Consider the following 18,203-nt stretch of genomic DNA (forward strand, 5'->3'; position numbering starts at 1 on the left):
AGGCTCCTGGCACAAGCCGCATCCATTCTCCTGCACGTTGCAACCAACCCGCCGAACCGCTACTGCCATGATGGAAACTAAGCCGGATAAGCAATGAAGCTGGTCAGCTACAACATCCAGTATGGATTCGGCAGCGACGAGCGCTACGATCTTTCGCGCGCGGCACGCATCGTCGACGGCGCTGACATCATTGCCCTGCAGGAGGTGGAGCGGCACTGGCAGCGCAGCAATTTCGACGACCAGCCGGAACTGCTTTCACGCCTGCTGCCAGACTATTACTGGGTCTACGGGCCGGCCTTCGACATGGATGCCAGCGAGCGGCGCGACGGGCGTCTGGTCAACCGACGGCGGCAGTTCGGCACCATGATGCTGTCGAAGCTGCCGATCGTGTGGTCGCGGCTGCATGCGCTGCCGATGCGCCGCACGCTGCGGCCGCTCAACACCCGCAACGCCGCGCTGGAATGCCTGATCCGCACGCCGGCCGGCCCGGTGCGCGTGCTGTCCTTGCATCTGGCGCATATCGCGGCCGAAGAGCGGTTGGAGCAGATCGAATACCTGCTGGCCGAACATCGCCGTGCGCCCACCGACGGCGGACCGTGGAGCGGTGTCGATGACGAACCTGCACGCAACTGGACCAGCGGCGAAGCCGAACCGGAAAATCCGCCGGCGGCGATCTGGATGGGCGATTTCAACATGGAGCCGGGCAGCGCCGAATATCGCCGCATCGTCGGCAGCACGCCTTACCATCGGGGTGCCGCCTATCTCGACGGTTTCGTCGATGCCGCCGCCGTGGCGATCGAACCGGCGGCTGACTTCCACACGCATGAGAAGATCATCGACGGCAGGCTGGCAAAGCGCCGGCTCGACCATTGTTTCGTCGGCGGCATGTTCGCCGGGCGGGTGCGTTCGGTCGGATCCGATATAGGCGAGGTGGCATCCGATCATTTCCCCGTCCGCGTCGATATCGATCTCGAAACGCCCCTCGGCTTGGGAGGTCGACAAGCCTGAAATGACGCTTTTCGTCTTCTTCGCGGTGCTCGCCGCGGCTGCCATGCACGCCATCTGGAACGCACTGGTCAAGGTCCATCTCGATCACTTCCTGTCGATCACGCTGATGACGCTCGGCATGGGCGCGGCCGCGCTCCTGGTGTTGCCCTTCGTCGAGGTGCCGAAGGCGGAAGTCTGGCCCTACATCATCGCGTCGGTGATCTTCCACATGGGCTACCGCACCTTCCTGATCGGCGCCTACCAGGCCGGCGATTTCGCCCAGACCTATCCGCTGGCGCGCGGCACGGCACCTTTGCTTGCCGCGATCGGTGGGATGTTCGTCGTCGCCGAAGTGCCGTCGCCGCTTGCCGTTGTCGGAATCGTGCTTTTGTCGGCCGGTACGCTGGTGATGTCGTTTCGCGGCGGCGCGCATCTGGAGAAGCTCAATTTGCGCGCGGTCGGCTTTGCATTCGGCACTTCGCTGTTCATCGCCAGCTATACGCTGTCCGACGGCGGCGGCGCACGGCTGGCGGCAACCGCGCAGAGCTATGCCGCGTGGCTGTTCGTCTGCGATGCGCTTGGCGCGCTGGTGCTGTGCCTCATCTTCCGGGGGCCCAAGGCGCTTCCTATCCTGGCGCGCGACTGGAAGACCGGGCTGTTCACCGGCGTGCTCAGCGGTGCGGCCTACTGGATCGTGATGTGGGCCATGACCAAGGCGCCGATCGCCTCGGTGGCGTCGCTGCGCGAGACCTCGATCCTGTTCGCCATGCTGATCTCGGTCTATGCGCTCGGCGAGAAGATGACGGGCTGGCGCGGGGCGGCCGCGCTCAGCATCGTTGCCGGGGTCATCGCACTCCGGCTGGGTTAGAGCAGGTCACCGTTTCACGAAACGGCAATCTGCTCTAACATATTGTTTTTACGCAATTCCGGACGGGAAACCGTTTCACACTTTTCCTGGAATTGCTCAAGGCCGCGCTCAACCCAGCACGGTCATCACCTGGCCGCGCCGTTCCGGACTGAAGCGGATGACGACGATGATGCAGACGGCAACCACGCCGGCGAAAAGCGCCAGCGCGTAGCCGTAGCTGCTCCCCGGTGCCTCCGCGATTCCCGCCTGATACGGACCGCCATACGACGCGGCGAGATTGCCGGCCTGATAGATGAAGCCGGGCAAGGTGGCGCGCACGGCGCCCGGCGAAAGTTCATTGAGGTGTACCGGGATGACGCCCCAGGCGCCCTGGACCGCGATCTGCATGACGAAGGCGCCGATGGCGAGCATGAACGGCGTGGAGCTATAGGCCCACAGTGGAATCGCCGGCAGGGCGATCAGGCAGGCCAGGGTGATGGCGTTGACGCGGCCGATCTTCTCGGATAGCGCGCCGAACGCCAGACCGCCAACGATGGCGCCGATATTGGCGACGATGGTGATCCAGCTCACCGTATGCGGATCGAAGCCATGCTGCTTCTTCAGAAAGGTCGGGTAGAGATCCTGCGTGCCATGGCTGAAGAAGTTGAAGAACATCATCAGCACGACGGCGTAGAGCGCGACGCCCCAATGCTTCTGCAGCGTTTCCAGCATGCCGGGTCTTACGGTCTTTTGCGCCTCGACGAAGGCCGGCGATTCCGGCACATGCGAGCGGATGAACAGGACAATCAGCGCTGGGGCAAAGGAGAGCAGGAACATGGCGCGCCAGCCGATCGTGTAGCCGCCGATCGTCTGCTGATAGAGCAGGCCATAGACCACCGCCGCCAGAAGGTAGCCTGCCGGATAGCCGCATTGCAGGATGCCCGAGACCATGCCGCGCGCGCTGGGTGGGATGGATTCCATGGCAAGCGAACTGCCGAGCCCCCATTCACCGCCCATGGCGATGCCGAACAGAGCGCGCAGGGCCAGGAAGATGCCGAGATTGGGTGAGAAGGCGGCCAGCGCGCCGATCACCGAATAGCTGACGATGTTGAGCATGAGGATGGGCTTGCGCCCGTATTTGTCGGCGAGCATGCCAAAGAAGAACGCGCCGATGAAGCGCGTCGCCAAGGTCAGGAACAGTGCCTTTGAGACTGCCGGGACATCTGTGTGGAATTCACTTGCAATATCGGTGAGCAGGAATGTCAGAAGGAAGAAATCAAAAGCATCCAACGTCCAGCCCAGGAATGAGGCCAGGACGGTTTTCTTCTGCTCGGCATTGAGGTACAAGGCGTCCTCCTTTGGTTCCCCAAAGAACGATATGTCGCCTGGTAAACAAAAGAGAACAGCGATCGGCCGGCTTTCGAAGAGCCGGCGGTCACTTTTTCGTAAGATCGAGGTCGAAGACCATCAATCCGTCGGTGCCGTCTTCGAGTGCCGCGACCAGCCGGGCGCCGGCGCGTTGATGCGCTTCATGCACCAGATAGGCGTCGCGCGCCGCGGCATCGCGAAAATCGATGGTGAAGCCATGGGTGAAGCCGCGCGCGAAAGGCTCCGGGCTGACATTGGCGCTGAAGTGCACCGTGTCCATGCCGTCGATCACCTGGCGCAGTGCCTCCAGGTCGGCATGGATCGCCCTGCGTTCACCGTCGGGGACATCGTCGCGAAACCTGCCGAAGACACAGTGCCTGATCATCGGATATCCCCTTCTGAGCCGCTATGCCGCGCGATTGCCGGAAAACACGGCCGGCGCCAGAGGCTCGCGGCCAAGCACCAGATCGGCGCCCTTTTCGCCGACCATGATGGTCGGCGCGTTGGTGTTGGAGGAGGGCACACGCGGCATCACCGAAGCGTCGCAGACACGCAAGCCTTCGATGCCGCGTAGCCGCAGGTCCGGCGTCACCACGGCCATGTCGTCGTGACCCATCCGGCAGGTTCCGACGGGATGGTGGTCGGTCTTGGAACTGCGGCAGGCATAGTCGATCAGCTCGTCGTCGCTTGCAAGCGACGGACCGGGCAGCACTTCGCGCAGCACATAGGGCTGAAGTGCCTTCTGCCGCATGATCTCGCGCGCCAGCCGGAGGCCCTTGAGCGACATGGCGCGGTCATAGGGATCGGACCAGTAGTTCGGGTCGATCAGCGGATGGTCGGCTGGGTCGGCGCTCTTCAGCCGCACCGTGCCGCGCGAGCGCGGCCGCAGGAAGGCCGAGTTCAAGGTGACGCCCGGGTTATTCAGTTTCTCGACGCCGGCCTCGATGCCGGATCCGAGACCCAGATGGAACTGGATGTCGGGCGAGGCGGCGGTCGGGTCGGCGTACCAGAAGCCGCCGGTCTCGAAGAGACTCGAGGCCACCGGCCCCTTCTTCAAGAGCAGATATTGAAGGCCGGCCCACGCCGTGCGGTGCAGCTTTGCGTAGTTGTCATAGGTGTGGTCGCCGGTGCATTCGGCGATGACGAACAGGTCGAGATGGTCCTGCATGTTGGAGCCGACGCCGGGCAGGTCATGCACCGGCGTGACGCCGACCGATTTGAGGTGGTCGGCCGGGCCGATGCCCGACTGCATCAGGAGCTTCGGCGAGCCGATGGCGCCGGATGAGACGATCACCTCGCGGTCGGCACGCAGGACCGTCTTCTGGCCACCCGGTCTGTCGACAATTTCGACGCCGATCGCGCGGCCTTTCTCGATGACGATGCGGGTCACCAGGACATCGGTCCTGACCGTCAGGTTCTTGCGCGCGCGGATCGGCTTCAAGTAGGCGACGGAGGCCGAAGAGCGCCGGGCATCCTTCTGGGTCAGCTGGTAGTAACCGACGCCTTCCTGGTTGGCGCCGTTGAAGTCCGGATTGAAGGGGATCCCCATTTCCTGGCCGGCGCGGAAATAGGCCTCGCAGATCGGCAGCGGCGAAATCGGGTTCGACACGCCGAGCGGACCTTGGTCGCCATGAAAATCGTTGGCGTAGCGCTGGTTGTTCTCGGCGCGCTTGAAATAGGGCAGCACGTCGCGATAGCCCCAGCCGGCGAGACCCTCTTCCTTTTCCCAGGCGTCGTAGTCGCGGGCATTGCCGCGCGTGTAGATCTGGGCGTTGATGGAGGAGCCGCCGCCGACCACCTTGGCCTGCGTGTACCAGAAAACGCGGTCGTTCATGTGCCTCTGCGGCACGGTCGACCAGCCCCAGGAGGCGATGCCCTTGGTCATCTTGGCAAAACCCGCCGGCATATGGATGTAGGGATGCCAGTCCTTGCCGCCGGCCTCGAGCAGCAGCACCGAATTGGAGGGATCCTCGCTTAGCCGGTTGGCCAGAACGCAGCCGGCCGGGCCGGCGCCCACGATGATGTAGTCGGTCATGACACTATCCACTTACAGCCTCGGCACGGAGAGCGCGCCGTCGACATTGATGATCGAGCCGGTCGAAAAGCCGAGCTTGCCGGTGGCAAGCGTCGCCACCACGGCGCCAATGTCGGAAGCCTCGCCCCATCGCTTTGACGGCACCAGGCCGCCATCGATCAAGGCGTCGTATTTGGCGGTCACGCCTGCCGTCATATCTGTGCGAATGATGCCCGGCCGCACTTCGAACACGCTGATGTTTTCGGGCGCGAGCCTGAGCGCCAGGTTTTTCACCCACATGGAAAGGCCGGCCTTCGATATGCAGTAATCGGCGCGCTCCGGCGAGGCCATGTCGGCGCTGACCGAGGTGATGGTGATGATCGATCTTGGGAGGTCGCCCGGTGTGGTCAGCATCGCCTTGGCCACGGCCTGGCTCAGAAATACGGTGCCGCGCAGATTGATGCCCAGTGCGCGGTCGAAATTCGCCGGCTTCAGCTCGAGAAGATCGCCGCGCACGACGGCACCGATGCCGGCATTGTTGACCAGGCAATCGATGCGGCCGAAGGCGCGCATTGCGGCATGGACCAATGCGGCGTGGCTGGAGAGGTCGGCGATATCGCAGCTGACATAGCCGAATTTCACACCCCGCGCGGTGATATTTTCCGAAAGTCCGTCAGCTGGGTTGTCGGCCAAGTCCGCAACGAGAATGTCGAAGCCTGCGTCCGCAAGCGCCTCGGCGCACGCGAGGCCAATGCCACGCGCACCGCCGGTGACTATGGCGGCCGGGCGGGTCATGTGAAGGTGCCCTCTCGGAGCTCCGCGCTGCCCCTCATCGCCCTGCCGGGCACTTCTCCCCGTATAGAGACGGGGAGAAGGACGCCTTCGCCGCCGCTTTCGCTAATCGCCGACGCTGCAAAAGGAGCGCCAAGGTTGCGGCCAGCCACCTTCTCCCCGTTTACGGGGAGAAGGTGCCGGCAGGCGGATGAGGGGCGGCGCCGACAGATCATGCGGAAAGCTCCGTCGTGCGAATATGCTCCGCCACCCGCAGCGCCTGCGCCGCGATCGACAGCGCCGGATTGACCGCCGCCGAATTCGGCAAAAAACTGCCATCGACGACGAACAGGTTCCGGTGGTCGAACGACCGGCAGAACGGATCGAGTGGCGATGTCGCCGGATCGTCGCCCATCTTCACCGTGCCGCACTGATGCGAGGGCGTGCGCTTGTCGAAGGGGCGCGACAGCACGATCGGATAACCGCAGGCGCGGAAGTTTTCGCGCATCACCTTGGTCAGGCCGTCCAGAGACTGCATGTTGGAGCGCCGCCACTGCATGACGATGTCCTTGCCGTCGACCATGATGCGGCTTTCGGGATCGGGCAGGTCCTCGCACATCAGATACCAGTCGACGGCGTGGCCGGCCATGAAATCGAGCGCGAATTTCGGCGCCAGCTTGACGTTGGCCCTCAGCATGTTGCCGTCGATCTTGCCGAGCAGCTGCACATTGCCGAGCGGCTTGCCGCCCTTGCCGTCGGACAGATAGTAGTCGTTCAGCATCAGCGTCTTCTGGTAGACGGCATCGTTGCGGCGGCGCGGATCGATCGCCAGCATGGCGCTGGAATTGTGGTTCATGAAATTGCGGCCGACCTGATCGGAGCGGTTGGCAAGGCCCTTGCCGTTGGCCGAGGGCGAACGCAGCAGGATGACCGCGGAATTGACCGCGCCGGCGGAGAGGATGACCAGCTTCGGCGTCACCTTCTTCAGCTCGCCGTTCTGTCGGTAGTGAATCGCGGATATGGTTTTGCCGTCCGGCGATGCCTCGAGATATTCGACATGGGCACCGGTTTCGAGCTTGATGTTGCTGTCCTTCAGTGCCGCCGTCAGCGGTCCGGTTTGGGCGTCGACCTTGCCCTGGCCGGTGTTCGGAAAGGCATCCCAGCCGGTACTGCCCTCCTTCAGCCAGGTGTCGATGTCAACGCCGAGCGGCAACGAGGCCGGGTGCAGGCCGAGGCTCTTGAGTTCGGCCCGGGCGCGCGCGATCGGTGCCTCGTCGGGCACCGCCTTATAGGCGTAGGGGACCGAGTGGAACGGCTCGGTCGGGTCTTCGCCCAGAGTGCCGCGCACGCGAAACAACTGCTCGGCCTTGGAATACCAGGGCTCGAATTCTTCGTAGGAGAACGGCCATGCCGGCGAGAGGCCGCCAAAATGCTCCATGGCGGAGAAATCTTCCTCGCGATAGCGGATCAGCACCGCGCCGTAGAATTTCGAATTGCCGCCGACATAGTAATAGTTGCCGGGGTTGAAGGCAGCGCCGCCGGCCTCTCGCCACATCTCCTTCGGCCGATAGTGGCCGTCGAGGAAGATCGAGCGCGTGTCGCGGGCATGCGGCGTTGCCGGCAGGAGCTCGCCGCGCTCCAGCATCAGGATCGAGGCGCCGCTGCCGGCCAGACCGGAGGCGATCGTGGCGCCGCCGATGCCGGAGCCGATGATGACGATGTCCGGATTTGTCATAGCTGTCAGCGGATGCGGTTCTCGGTCGCCGGATCGAAGAACACCGCCTTGGTCAGGTTGAAGGCGAGCGGCGTGCTGGTGCCCGGCTGGATGTTGGCGTCGGCGCGCAGCCGCGCCACCACGCCCTTGCCGCCGAGATTGGTGACGGCGAAGGTGTCGGAGCCGGCCGGCTCCACCACCTCGATGTGACAATCGGCGGTGGCAATCTGTGAAGCGTTGCGCTCGGCCCCTTCCGGATCGGTCAGGGCTTCGGGGCGGACACCAAAGATGACGGGCTTGCCCTTGAAGGCCGCCAGCCCGACCGGCGCATTGGCCATCGGCAGAGTGATCGGCTGCCGCGCCTCGCGGTCGAGCATGACAGCCAGTCCGCTGCCATTGTCGCCAATGGTCGCCGGGATCAGGTTCATCGCCGGCGAGCCCATGAAGTCGGCGACGAAGACGTTGGCGGGGTTGTTATAGATCTCGGCCGGCGTGCCGAACTGCTGCACCTCGCCGTCGCGCATCACGGCAATCTTGGTCGCCAGCGTCATCGCCTCGATCTGGTCATGGGTGACGTAGACGATGGTGGTGCCGGTGGTGGCGTGCAGGCGCTTGATCTCGATGCGCATGTCGACGCGCAGCTTGGCATCGAGGTTGGACAGCGGCTCGTCGAACAGGAACAGTTTGGGGTCGCGCACCAGCGCCCGGCCCATGGCGACGCGCTGGCGCTGGCCGCCCGAAAGCTGGCTTGGCTTGCGCTTCAGGAGATGGCCGATCTGCAGCACCTTGGCCACCTTGTCGATCGCCTTCTGGCGTTCGTCCGCCGGCACGCCGCGCATTTCCATGCCGAAGGAGATGTTCCCGGCCACCGTCATGTTCGGATAAAGCGCATAGCTCTGGAACACCATGGCGATATCGCGCTTGGAGGGATGCAGATCGTTGATTGCCCGACCGTCGACGCGGATCTCGCCCGAGGTGATCGTCTCCAGTCCGGCAATGGTGTTGAGCAGCGTGGACTTGCCGCAGCCGGACGGGCCGACCAGCACCAGGAAGCCGCCTTTTTCCAGTTCCAGATTGATCCCTTTCAGGATCTCGATCTGGCCGAAACGCTTCCTCAGACCGTCAATTTCAAGAAAAGCCATTGGATTATCCTTTGACCGCGCCCGCCATCAGGCCACGCACGAAATAGCGGCCGGCGAGCACATAGACGAGAAGGGTGGGGAGGGCCGCGATCATCGCGGCCGCCATGTTGACATTGTATTCGACGACGCCGGTCGAGGTGTTGACGACGTTGTTGAGCGCCACCGTCATCGGCATGGCGTCACCCGTGCCGGCATAGGCGGAAGCGAACAGGAAATCGTTCCAGATGTTGGTGAACTGGTAGATCACCGTGACGACGAAGATCGGCATCGAGTTGGGCAGCATGATGCGCCGGAATATCTGGAAGAACGAAGCGCCGTCGACCTGGGCGGCTCTCACCAGTTCGGTCGGGAAGGCCTCGTAATAGTTGCGGAAGAACAGTGTGGTGAAGCCGATGCCGTAGACGACGTGGACGAAGACGAGGTTGACCGTCGAATTGCCGAGGCCGAAGCTGGTTCCGACCGAATTCCGCAGCGACGCGCCGAAACGGCCGACACTGCCGAGGATCGTCGCCATCGGCAGCAGCACCGACTGGAACGGGATGAAGCAGGCAAACAGCATTAGCCCGAACACCAGCGTGTGGCCGCGGAAGCGCCATTTGGTCAGCACGTAGCCGTTCAAGGCGCCGAGCAAGGTCGAGATTATGACCGCGGGGACCACCATCTTGATGGAGTTCCAGAAATAGCCCTTGATGCCGGCGCAGGTGAGGCCGACGCAGGTCTCACCCCAAGCCTTCAGCCAGGGATCGAAGGTCGGTGCCTTGGGCAGCGAAAGCATGTTGCCGTTCTGGATCTCGTCCATGGTCTTGAACGAGGTGACCAGCATGACGAAGAGCGGCATCAGGTAGAACAGCGCGAACAGCGCCAGAAGCCCGTAGATGACGACGCGGTTGACGGTCTTGACGTTAACCCCGCTGGACGGCAGGCGGGCGGGAGTGGCCACGGTGCTCATCGCGACTTCTCCCTGAGTTCCGAATAGAGATAGGGGACGATGATGGCGACGATGGTCATCAGCATGATCACCGCACTGGCCGAGCCGACCGCCATCTCGTTGCGCTTGAAGGTGTACTCATACATGAAGTTGGACGGCAGCCACGCCGAGCCGCCGGGGCCGCCGCTGGTCAGCGCCACCACAAGATCGTAGGACTTGATGGCAAGGTGGGCGAGCACGATGAACGCCGACAGGAAGATCGGCCGCAGCAGCGGAATGACGATGCGGCGGTAGAGCTGGAAGGTTGTGGCGCCGTCGATCTGTGCCGCCTTCATGATCTCGCCGTCGATACCGCGCAGGCCGGCCAGGAACATCGCCATGATGAAGCCCGAGGCCTGCCAGACGCCGGCGATGACCACCGTGTAGATGACGAAATCCTTGTTCTTGATCCAGTCGAAATGGAAGCTCGTCCAGCCCCATTGATGCAGGGTCTGCTCAAGGCCGAGGCCCGGATCGAGGAACCATTTCCAGGCGACGCCGGTGACGATGAAGGACAGCGCCATCGGATAAAGATAGATCGGGCGCAACACGCCTTCGCCACGGATCTTCTGGTCGAGCAGGATGGCCAGGAACAGGCCGAGCGCCAGGCAGATCAGGATATAGAGAAAGCCGAATATGCCCATGTTGGTGATCGAGGTGTACCAGCTTGATGGCGGGTCGGTGTCGAAGGTCCAGCCCCACAGCCGCTGATAGGCGCGAGGCCCTGTTATGGCGTAGGACGGGAAGGTCTTGGAATTGGTGAAGGACAGATAGATCGTCCACAGGATGAAGCCGTAGACGAAGATGACAGTGATGGCGAAGCTCGGCGCCAGCACGATCTTCGGCAAGGCATCCTGCAGGCGCGAGCGCACGGTGGCGCGCGGTCGGGCATGCTCCGGCGTCAGCTTGATCTGGCTTGTCGCAACTGTGCTCATGAGGTTCCTCCCGTCAGCATTCGGCCGGGGACCCTTCCCCGCCGAAGCGGGGAAGGTGTTTTGACGCGTAACGCTTACTTGGCGTCGTCGATCGCCTTGACCAACTCGGTCACGGCTTCGTCCGAGGTCTTGATCTGGCCGTGGACGAACTTCGAGACGACGTCCTTATAGGCATTGGCGACGGCTGGAGGCGCGCCATAGCCCTGGGCCAGCGAGCCGAACAGCGTGCCGCCTTCATTGGCCTTCTTCAGGTCAGCGATGCCCTTCTTGCCGCAAGCGTCGAAGTCGGTGTCCGGCACGTCGGTGCGTGCGGGAACCGAACCCTTCACCACATTGAAGGCCGACTGGAAGCTCTTCGACAGGGTGGCGGTGGCCAATGCGACCTGGGCGGCCTTGCGGTCTTCCGGAACATTGAACATGCCGAACATGTCGGAGTTGTAGATCACCGAGCCGTCGGTGCCCGGAAAGCGATAGCACAGGAAGTCGGTGCCCGGGGTCTTCTTGGCGGCGTGGAACTCACCCTTGGCCCAGTCACCCATGACCTGCACCAGGGCATCGCCCTTGATCACCATGGCGGTGGCAAGGTTCCAGTCGCGGCCCGAGAAGTTCGGATCGACATAGGTGACCAGCTTGGCGAGGTTGTCGAACGACTTCTTCATCGTGTCGGACTTGAGCGAAGCGTCGTCGAGGTCGTTGAAGGCCTTCTTGTAGAAGTCAGGTCCGCCGGTCGAGAGCACGACCGAGTCGAACATGGTTGCTTCCTGCCAGTTCTGGCCGCCCAGCGCGAGCGGGATGACACCGGCAGCCTTGGCCTTGTCGAGCAGGGCGACGAATTCGTCGAAGGTCTTCGGCTCGGTGCCGCCGATCTTGTCCATCACCGCCTTGTTGATCCACAGCCAGTTGACCGAGTGGACGTTGACCGGAGCCGCGACCCACTTGCCTTCATAGACCGAGAACTTCTGCAGCGCCGCCGGAACGGACTTGTCCCAGCCTTCCTTCTTGGCCGTCTCGGTCAGGTCGCCCATGACGCCGGCCGCGGCATAGTCGAGCACGGTGTAGCCGAGCATCTGCGAAGCGGTCGGGTAATTGCCGGCCGCGACCATCGCCTTCAGCGCGGTCATGGCGGCGTCGCCGCCGCCGCCGGCCACCGGCACGTCCTTCCAGGCATAGCCTTCCTTGGCCAGATCCTGCTTCAGCACGTTCAGAGCAGCCGCTTCGCCGCCCGACGTCCACCAATGCAGCATCTGCACTTCCTTGACGTCCGCGGCATGCGCCGAAAATGCAAAGCTCGTCGCAAGAGCCGTTCCGATAAGCAGTTTGCGCAACATGTACTTCCTCCCTTGTTGCAGTCATACGACCGGCGGAAACCCGCCGGGTTCTTCCAAACTCAGCCGACCCACCATCCGGTGCGCTGGCCGCGATGAAACTGGATTGTCTTTTCCTCGGTATAATCCTCGACGGCGCGTTTGCCGAGTTCGCGTCCAAGGCCGGACTGTTTATAGCCTCCAAAAGGCAGCTCGGGATAACCTTCCATGAATGTGTTCACCCAAACTGTCCCCGAACGCACCCCACGCGCCACCGACATGCATGTGTCGATGCTGGCGCTCCACACGCCTGCCGACAGACCATAGGGCGTGTTGTTGGCGATGTGCAACGCCTTTTCAATCGTTTCAAAAGTCAGCACCGAGAGCACCGGGCCGAAGACTTCCTCACGCGCAATGGCCATGTCCTCGGTGACGCCGCGGATGATGGTGGGATCGAGATATTGACCGGCATTCGAGGCCAGTTTCTGGCCGCCACTATAGACAGTACTGCCCACGCTTGCCGCTGCCGCAACGTAATCCGTCACCTTGGCCAGGTGGTCGGACGAGATCATCGCGCCGACCTTGGTCCGGTCATCGAGCGGGTCGCCCACAGTCACCCTGGACGCAAGGGCCTTCACGGCGGCAAGAAAATCGTCGGCGATCGCCTCATGCACGATCAGCCGGCTGCCTGCATTGCAGCATTCGCCGGCATTGAAGAAGCCGCCGAACACCGCCGCGTCAGCCGCGGCCTCGAGATCGGCGTCGGGGAAGACGATCTGCCCGTTCTTGCCGCCGAGTTCCATCGAGACCTTCTTCAGCGACTGCGCGGCGGAAGCCATGGTCATCTTGCCGACGCGGGTCGAGCCGGTGAACGACACCATCTCGACGAGGGGATGGCTGACCATCGGCGCGCCGACATCGGCGCCAAGGCCGGCGAGGATGTTGACGACGCCGGCGGGCAGGCCGGCCTCCATCAGGATGTCACCGAGCACGAAGGTGGAGGCCGACGTCATTTCGCTCGGCTTGACCACAGCGGTGCAACCGGCGGCCAGCGCGAAAGGAAGTTTCTGGCTGACGATCAGGAAAGGGAAATTCCATGGGGTGATGATCGAGACGACGCCGATCGGTTCACGGACCACAACGCCCAGCATGGCGTCGCCGAGATTGGCATAGGATTCGCCATGCAGCGTGCGAGCGAGCGAGGCCGCATAACGCCAGATGTCGACAGCGCCGCCGATCTCACCGCGCGCCTGGGCGACCGGCTTGCCGGATTCCAGGGCATCGAGCCGGGCGATGTCTTCCAGCCGCGCCTCGATCAGGTCCGCCGCCCTGAGCAGGATCGCGGCGCGTTCGGCTGCCTTCATGCGCGGCCAGGGGCCGGTCTCGAACGCCTGGTGCGCGGCCTGCATCGCTGCTTCCACTTCGGCCGCGCCGGCTTGCGCGTAGCGCGAGACGGTGAAGCCGTGGCCGGGGCTCTTGCGTTCCAGCACGCGGCCGTCACGGGCATCGACATGCTTGCCATCGATCAGCAGCCGGTAGGTTCTTGGCGCTGCGGACGCCTCGGCGGGCATGGCGATGTTGAGGGGAGCGTTCATCAGCTTCACTTTTCTCTACGATCTTGAAAATGCCGGCTTCTGCTTGGTCTTGAAAGCACCGACACCAGCCTTGAGGTCGTCGGTTAGCGCGATGAAGCCGCTGGCCAGCGCCTCGGTCGCGGCAGCGCTTTCCTCGCCTTCGGCGACCGCGATCATCAGCTTGGCCGCTTCCGCCGCCAAGGGGCCGCGCTCGGCGATCTTTTCGGCCCAGGCCTTCGCCTCCGCGAGCGCCTTGCCGGTTTCGACCACCCTGTCGACGACGCCAAGGGCCAGCGCTTCGGGCGCCAGAACGATCTCGCCACCAAGGGCCATGCGACGCACTGTCTGTGCGCCGAAGCGGCGCACGGCGCGTTGCGTGCCGGACCAGCCGGGCACGACGCCGATCGAAGTTTCCGGGAAGCCCAGTTTCACATGCGTCTCGGCGACGCGGAAGTCGCAAGCGACAGCCAGTTCCAGCCCGCCGCCCAGCGCGTGGCCGGACAGCACCGCGATGGTCGGTTGCCTGAGCCGCGCCAGCCGGTCGAAGACGCGGTGGCCGTAGCGGACCCATTGCACCTGGAAATCGGCGGCGCTCATGGCACCCCAGGCCTCGATATCGCCGCCGGCGCAAAAACCCTTGCCTTCGCCGCGCATGAGCACGACGCGCACGCCCTGCGCCGTTTCAGCTTCGTCGAGCGCGGTTTCCAGTGCCCGCAGCATCGGAACATCCAGCGCGTTGAATTTCTCCGGCCGGCGCAGTGTGACGATGCCGATGGCGCCATCCTGCTCGAAGGTGACGAGACGCTCAGCCATGCATGCCTCCAAGCGAGGCGCCGCCATTGAGCGACAGGCCGATCGGCCGATCCTGATAGAGCGCCGCCGGCGTCACCTTGAGGTCGTTGGCGACACCGAGCGGAATCTCGGCCTGATCAAGCACATCGCGCTCGAGGTCGATCCCGGGTGCGAGTTCCGTCACCATCAACCCATCGGGCGTCAGCTTCATCACGCAGCGCTCGGTGACATAGGTGATGTCCTGCCCCTGAGCGACCGCCCGCTTGCCGGAGAAGGAGATGTGCTCGACCTCGTTGACGATCTTCTTGACCTTGCCCTCCTGGTCGATGCGGATGCCGCCATCGGCCAGTGAGAGTTTGGCGCCGGCATTGAAGAAGCCGGAAAAGACGATCTTCTTCGCCCGCGACGTGATGTCGACGAAACCGCCGGCGCCGGCGGTGACATGCGGCCGCGCCGAAAGCTTCGACACGTTGACCGAACCGTGGCGGTCGATCTGCAGGAACGAGAGCAGCGAGGCGTCGAAACCGCCGGCCTGGAAATAGATGAACTGGTGCGGCGAAGGCATGATCGCCTCGGCGTTCGATGCGCAGCCGAACTTGAAATCGAGCAGCGGCACGCCGCCGACAGCGCCCTGTTCGATGACCCAGGTGACCTTGCCGTGCTGGCCTTCTTCCAGAAGGATGCGCGGCACGTTGGCGGAGATGCCGAAGCCGATATTGACGGCCATGCCGTCGCGCAACTCCATGGCGACGCGGCGCGCGATCACCTTCTGGACGTTCATCTCGGCATTGCGGAAGCTCGACAGCGGCCGGAAGATCTCGCCGGAGATCGCCGGATCGTAAGGGGTCAGCGTGGTCTGCAACTGGTCTGGCGCGACGACGATGTGGTCGACCAGCACGCCCGGCACACGCACATCATGCGGCTTCAGCGTGCCGTTCTCGACGACACGCTTGACCTGCGCGATGACGATGCCGCCATTGTTGCGGGCGGCGAGCGCCTGTTCGAGGCCGCCAAGATAGGCGCCTTCATGCTCATAGGTGAGGTTGCCGCGCTCGTCCGCCGTGGTGGCGCGAATGATCGAAATGTTGGGCACGATCGAACGGAAATAGAGCCATTCCTCGCCGTCGAACTGCTGTACCGACACGATCGGCTCGTTTGCCGCCGCGTTCATGGCGCAGCCCTGATGGCGCGGGTCGGCGAAGGTGTCGAGGCCGACCTTGGTCAGCACGCCCGGCCGCTTGGCGGCGGCTTCGCGGTGCATGTCGAACAGGATGCCGGACGGGACATTGTAGGCGGCGACCGAATTGTCGCCGATCATCTTCCAGATCCGCGGCGGCTCGGCGGAGGAGGGGCCGGACGGATAGGAGCCGCACAGCGTGCGCTTCAACAGGCCCGGTTTGGCCAGATGATCGATGCCCTTGATGCCATACATGTCGCCGGCGGCGATCGGGTGCAGCGTGGTGATCTCCTTCGGATGGCCCTCGGCGTCGAAGCGCTCACCGATCGCGGCGAGCACGGCGTCCGGGCAGCCGAGGCCGCTCGACGAGGACACGGAGACGACCATGCCGTCCTTGATCAGGCTGGCTGCCTGCGCCGCTGAAACGACCTTGCTCAATTCATGCTCCCGAGTTTGGGGTCGATCTTGACGGCCTTGCCGGAGCTGGCCGATTGAAGCGCCGCCTCGGCTGATGCCAGCGACCAGACGCCGTCCTCTCCGGTGGCGGCAGGCTGGCCCTTGCCGCGGATCGCGGCATGGAACTGACGCACAGACCTGACGTAGAGATCCTCGCGGTCGAAGCTCACTTGCTCCTCCCCCTTGGCGGTGCGCAGCAGTACCGAGCCGTCCGGCTTCTGGGTCATCACATTGCTGGCGATCAGCGAACCTTCGGAGCCGTGTACCTCAAGGCCGGTGCCGGCGAACCTGGTGGTGAAGCCTTCATGCGACTGGGCGATAAGGCCCGAGTTGAAGCGCCAGATGCACATGGCGCCATCTTCCAATCCCCCGCCGGCCATGCCGGCCGACTGCGTGAAGGCCGAGACCTCGGCCGGATCGTCGCCAAGCACGAAGCGCAGCGTGTCGGCATCATGCACGGTGATGTCGAGCACCACCCCACCGCCGGCCTCGGGTTTGGTGATGCGCCAGCCCTGCAGGGTCTCCGGCAGATAGACGGAATGGAAGACCCGCGCGGCGATCGGCTTGCCGATGCGGCCGGCAGCGATCGCCTCGCGCATGGCGCGATGGGCGCCGGCATTGCGCAGATGATGGTTGGTGCCGAGCACGACACCCGCTGCCTTGGCCGCGGCGACCATGTTGCGCGCGTCGGCGCTGGTCAGCGCCAGCGGCTTCTCGCACAGCACATGCTTGCCCGCCCTGATCGCGGCGAGCGCCTGTTCGAGATGCAGTTCGTTGGTGGTAGAGATATAGACCGCGTCGATGCCGGATCCGAGCAAGCCATCGAGGCTCGAGACAGCGGCCGGAATGCCATTTTCCCTTGCATAGGCCGTGGCGCGTTCCGGGTTGGAGCTCATCACCGCGGCGATCTCGCCATCGGCTTGCGCGCGAATGGCATTGATCATGAATTGCCTGGCGATCGTGCTGGCGCCGATCAGTCCCCATTTGACGCTCATGCGGTCACTCCCGGCCCCGCGGGCCTGTTTCGTGTGCGGCGATCCGGGCCGCAGCTTTCCCTGACCACGAGATTGACGGCACCGATATGGTCTTCCGCACGCGTGGTGCGCGACTGGATCATCTTGAGCATGACGTGGGCGGCGCGTTCGCCGAGACCGGCACTATCCACCGCGACGCTGGTCAGTGCCGGCATGTAATGTTCGGCCTCGACCACGTCGTCGAAGCCGACGACGGCGAAATCCGCGCCGGGTTCAAGCCCGCGCTTGCGCAGCGCCAGCAGGGCACCAAAGGCAACCGCATCGTTGAAGCAGAGGGCCGCGGTTGGAGGCTCGGCCATCGTGAGTGCGGTTTCCAGGCACGCAATACCGCCCTTGCGGCTGGTCTCGCCCTCGATGATGAGCACGTCGCGGGCAGCGATGCCGAGGGTCTCACAGGCCTCGCGAAAGCCGCCCAGGCGCTCATGGTAGACCACGAGGTCGGGCGAGCCACCGAAGAAGACCAGCCGGCGATGTCCCTTGCTGATAAGATGGGCCGTGGCGAGGTAGGCGCCGCGATGATTGTCCGGAGCGATCACCGGGATACGGCTTTCAGGCAAGCGTCGCATGGCGAAGACGATCGGCACGCCCGCCGTCTCCAGCCGCCGGAACGCGCCCGGCGTGGTGCCGCGCGCCGGCGACACGATGAGGCCGGCGACGCCTTGTTCCATCAGCGACTTGAGCACCTCTTCCTGACGCACCGGATTCTCCGCCGTGTTGGCGATGAAGGGCACGATGCCGGCCGACTGGAAGACGCGCTCCATGCCGACCGCCAGTTCGGCGAAAAAGGGATTTGTGAGGTCGTTGATGACCATGCCGATGACATTGGAATGGGCCTTGCGCAGATTGGCTGCGCCGCGATTGTAGACATAGCCGACATCCTCGATCGCCTTGCGAACCTTGACCGCGGTCTCAGGCCGGATCAGCCCGCTGCCCTGGAGCACGAGCGACACCGTCGATTTGGACACGCCCGCCTCGCGGGCGATGTCGAAGATCGTCGCCTTGGCCCGGCTGGCCATTCAGATATCTCCTCCGGTTTGGGTCGAGTTTTATTGGAACGTTCTAATCATTGCTCCGGCCGAGAGTCAATCGGGATTTTTCCTGGCGCGAAAAATCGATAATTC

At 63.8% G+C, this 18,203-nt stretch carries 16 protein-coding genes; 2 read left to right on the forward strand and 14 right to left on the reverse strand.

The annotated features are described in order from the left end of the window. Positions 1-93: 93 nt before the first annotated feature. On the forward strand, positions 94-1,008 hold the full coding sequence (locus FJ958_RS09655) for an endonuclease/exonuclease/phosphatase family protein (protein ID WP_140741920.1): 915 nt from the start codon (positions 94-96) through the stop codon (positions 1,006-1,008). A gap of 1 nt (position 1,009) precedes the next feature. Then, positions 1,010-1,855 (forward strand): EamA family transporter, encoded by an 846-nt coding sequence (locus FJ958_RS09660; RefSeq protein WP_140741922.1) that lies wholly within the window; start codon positions 1,010-1,012, stop codon positions 1,853-1,855. Positions 1,856-1,963: 108 nt separating this feature from the next. On the opposite strand, the gene FJ958_RS09665 is transcribed toward FJ958_RS09660, so the two are convergent. The 14 genes from FJ958_RS09665 to FJ958_RS09735 all read right to left on the reverse strand — a co-directional run bounded on the left by FJ958_RS09665 (position 1,964) and on the right by FJ958_RS09735 (position 18,098). Continuing rightward, on the reverse strand, positions 1,964-3,181 hold the full coding sequence (locus FJ958_RS09665) for an MFS transporter (RefSeq protein ID WP_181176344.1): 1,218 nt from the start codon (positions 3,179-3,181) through the stop codon (positions 1,964-1,966). An 88-nt stretch (positions 3,182-3,269) separates the two neighbouring features. Next, entirely contained in the window at positions 3,270-3,587 is a 318-nt protein-coding gene (locus tag FJ958_RS09670) for a Dabb family protein (protein ID WP_140741926.1), read from the reverse strand. Between the two features lie 21 nt (positions 3,588-3,608). Beyond that, positions 3,609-5,237, reverse strand: a complete 1,629-nt coding sequence (locus tag FJ958_RS09675) for a choline dehydrogenase (RefSeq protein ID WP_140741928.1) — start codon at positions 5,235-5,237, stop codon at positions 3,609-3,611. A gap of 12 nt (positions 5,238-5,249) precedes the next feature. Beyond that, a complete protein-coding gene (locus FJ958_RS09680) occupies positions 5,250-6,011 on the reverse strand; it encodes a 3-ketoacyl-ACP reductase (protein ID WP_140741930.1) in 762 nt (253 codons plus the stop codon). A 208-nt stretch (positions 6,012-6,219) separates the two neighbouring features. Then, complete coding sequence (locus tag FJ958_RS09690; RefSeq protein ID WP_140741932.1) at positions 6,220-7,722, reverse strand: GMC family oxidoreductase; 1,503 nt, start codon at positions 7,720-7,722, stop codon at positions 6,220-6,222. A gap of 5 nt (positions 7,723-7,727) precedes the next feature. Next, a complete protein-coding gene (locus tag FJ958_RS09695) occupies positions 7,728-8,843 on the reverse strand; it encodes an ABC transporter ATP-binding protein (protein ID WP_140741934.1) in 1,116 nt (371 codons plus the stop codon). Between the two features lie 4 nt (positions 8,844-8,847). Further along, complete coding sequence (locus tag FJ958_RS09700; protein ID WP_140741936.1) at positions 8,848-9,792, reverse strand: carbohydrate ABC transporter permease; 945 nt, start codon at positions 9,790-9,792, stop codon at positions 8,848-8,850. Next, positions 9,789-10,745: a sugar ABC transporter permease gene (locus FJ958_RS09705; protein ID WP_140741938.1), complete on the reverse strand. Its 957-nt coding sequence runs from the start codon at positions 10,743-10,745 to the stop codon at positions 9,789-9,791. Before FJ958_RS09705 ends, FJ958_RS09700 begins: the two co-directional genes overlap by 4 nt. A gap of 74 nt (positions 10,746-10,819) precedes the next feature. Then, a complete protein-coding gene (locus tag FJ958_RS09710; RefSeq protein WP_140690504.1) occupies positions 10,820-12,073 on the reverse strand; it encodes an ABC transporter substrate-binding protein in 1,254 nt (417 codons plus the stop codon). Positions 12,074-12,132: 59 nt separating this feature from the next. Then, positions 12,133-13,644, reverse strand: a complete 1,512-nt coding sequence (locus FJ958_RS09715; protein ID WP_140741940.1) for an aldehyde dehydrogenase family protein — start codon at positions 13,642-13,644, stop codon at positions 12,133-12,135. Between the two features lie 15 nt (positions 13,645-13,659). Further along, positions 13,660-14,436 (reverse strand): enoyl-CoA hydratase/isomerase family protein, encoded by a 777-nt coding sequence (locus tag FJ958_RS09720; RefSeq protein WP_140741942.1) that lies wholly within the window; start codon positions 14,434-14,436, stop codon positions 13,660-13,662. After that, entirely contained in the window at positions 14,429-16,030 is a 1,602-nt protein-coding gene (locus FJ958_RS09725; RefSeq protein WP_140741944.1) for an acyl CoA:acetate/3-ketoacid CoA transferase, read from the reverse strand. The genes FJ958_RS09720 and FJ958_RS09725 overlap by 8 nt, the downstream gene beginning before the upstream one ends. Continuing rightward, complete coding sequence (locus tag FJ958_RS09730; protein ID WP_140741946.1) at positions 16,027-17,043, reverse strand: Gfo/Idh/MocA family oxidoreductase; 1,017 nt, start codon at positions 17,041-17,043, stop codon at positions 16,027-16,029. The genes FJ958_RS09725 and FJ958_RS09730 overlap by 4 nt, the downstream gene beginning before the upstream one ends. Next, a complete protein-coding gene (locus tag FJ958_RS09735; protein ID WP_140741948.1) occupies positions 17,040-18,098 on the reverse strand; it encodes a LacI family DNA-binding transcriptional regulator in 1,059 nt (352 codons plus the stop codon). Before FJ958_RS09735 ends, FJ958_RS09730 begins: the two co-directional genes overlap by 4 nt. Positions 18,099-18,203: the final 105 nt, after the last annotated feature.

It is taken from the genome of Mesorhizobium sp. B2-3-5 (assembly GCF_006442395.1).
GTDB lineage: Bacteria > Pseudomonadota > Alphaproteobacteria > Rhizobiales > Rhizobiaceae > Mesorhizobium.

What these genes read in the sequence shown, in the direction of transcription:
- FJ958_RS09655 (WP_140741920.1), top strand. Translation starts at nt 94, where the DNA reads ATGAAGCTGGTCAGCTACAACATCCAGTATGGATTCGGCAGCGACGAG.
- FJ958_RS09660 (WP_140741922.1), top strand. Translation starts at nt 1,010, where the DNA reads ATGACGCTTTTCGTCTTCTTCGCGGTGCTCGCCGCGGCTGCCATGCAC.
- FJ958_RS09670 (WP_140741926.1), bottom strand. Translation starts at nt 3,587, where the DNA reads ATGATCAGGCACTGTGTCTTCGGCAGGTTTCGCGACGATGTCCCCGAC.
- FJ958_RS09675 (WP_140741928.1), bottom strand. Translation starts at nt 5,237, where the DNA reads ATGACCGACTACATCATCGTGGGCGCCGGCCCGGCCGGCTGCGTTCTG.
- FJ958_RS09680 (WP_140741930.1), bottom strand. Translation starts at nt 6,011, where the DNA reads ATGACCCGCCCGGCCGCCATAGTCACCGGCGGTGCGCGTGGCATTGGC.
- FJ958_RS09690 (WP_140741932.1), bottom strand. Translation starts at nt 7,722, where the DNA reads ATGACAAATCCGGACATCGTCATCATCGGCTCCGGCATCGGCGGCGCC.
- FJ958_RS09695 (WP_140741934.1), bottom strand. Translation starts at nt 8,843, where the DNA reads ATGGCTTTTCTTGAAATTGACGGTCTGAGGAAGCGTTTCGGCCAGATC.
- FJ958_RS09700 (WP_140741936.1), bottom strand. Translation starts at nt 9,792, where the DNA reads ATGAGCACCGTGGCCACTCCCGCCCGCCTGCCGTCCAGCGGGGTTAAC.
- FJ958_RS09705 (WP_140741938.1), bottom strand. Translation starts at nt 10,745, where the DNA reads ATGAGCACAGTTGCGACAAGCCAGATCAAGCTGACGCCGGAGCATGCC.
- FJ958_RS09710 (WP_140690504.1), bottom strand. Translation starts at nt 12,073, where the DNA reads ATGTTGCGCAAACTGCTTATCGGAACGGCTCTTGCGACGAGCTTTGCA.
- FJ958_RS09715 (WP_140741940.1), bottom strand. Translation starts at nt 13,644, where the DNA reads ATGAACGCTCCCCTCAACATCGCCATGCCCGCCGAGGCGTCCGCAGCG.
- FJ958_RS09720 (WP_140741942.1), bottom strand. Translation starts at nt 14,436, where the DNA reads ATGGCTGAGCGTCTCGTCACCTTCGAGCAGGATGGCGCCATCGGCATC.
- FJ958_RS09730 (WP_140741946.1), bottom strand. Translation starts at nt 17,043, where the DNA reads ATGAGCGTCAAATGGGGACTGATCGGCGCCAGCACGATCGCCAGGCAA.
- FJ958_RS09735 (WP_140741948.1), bottom strand. Translation starts at nt 18,098, where the DNA reads ATGGCCAGCCGGGCCAAGGCGACGATCTTCGACATCGCCCGCGAGGCG.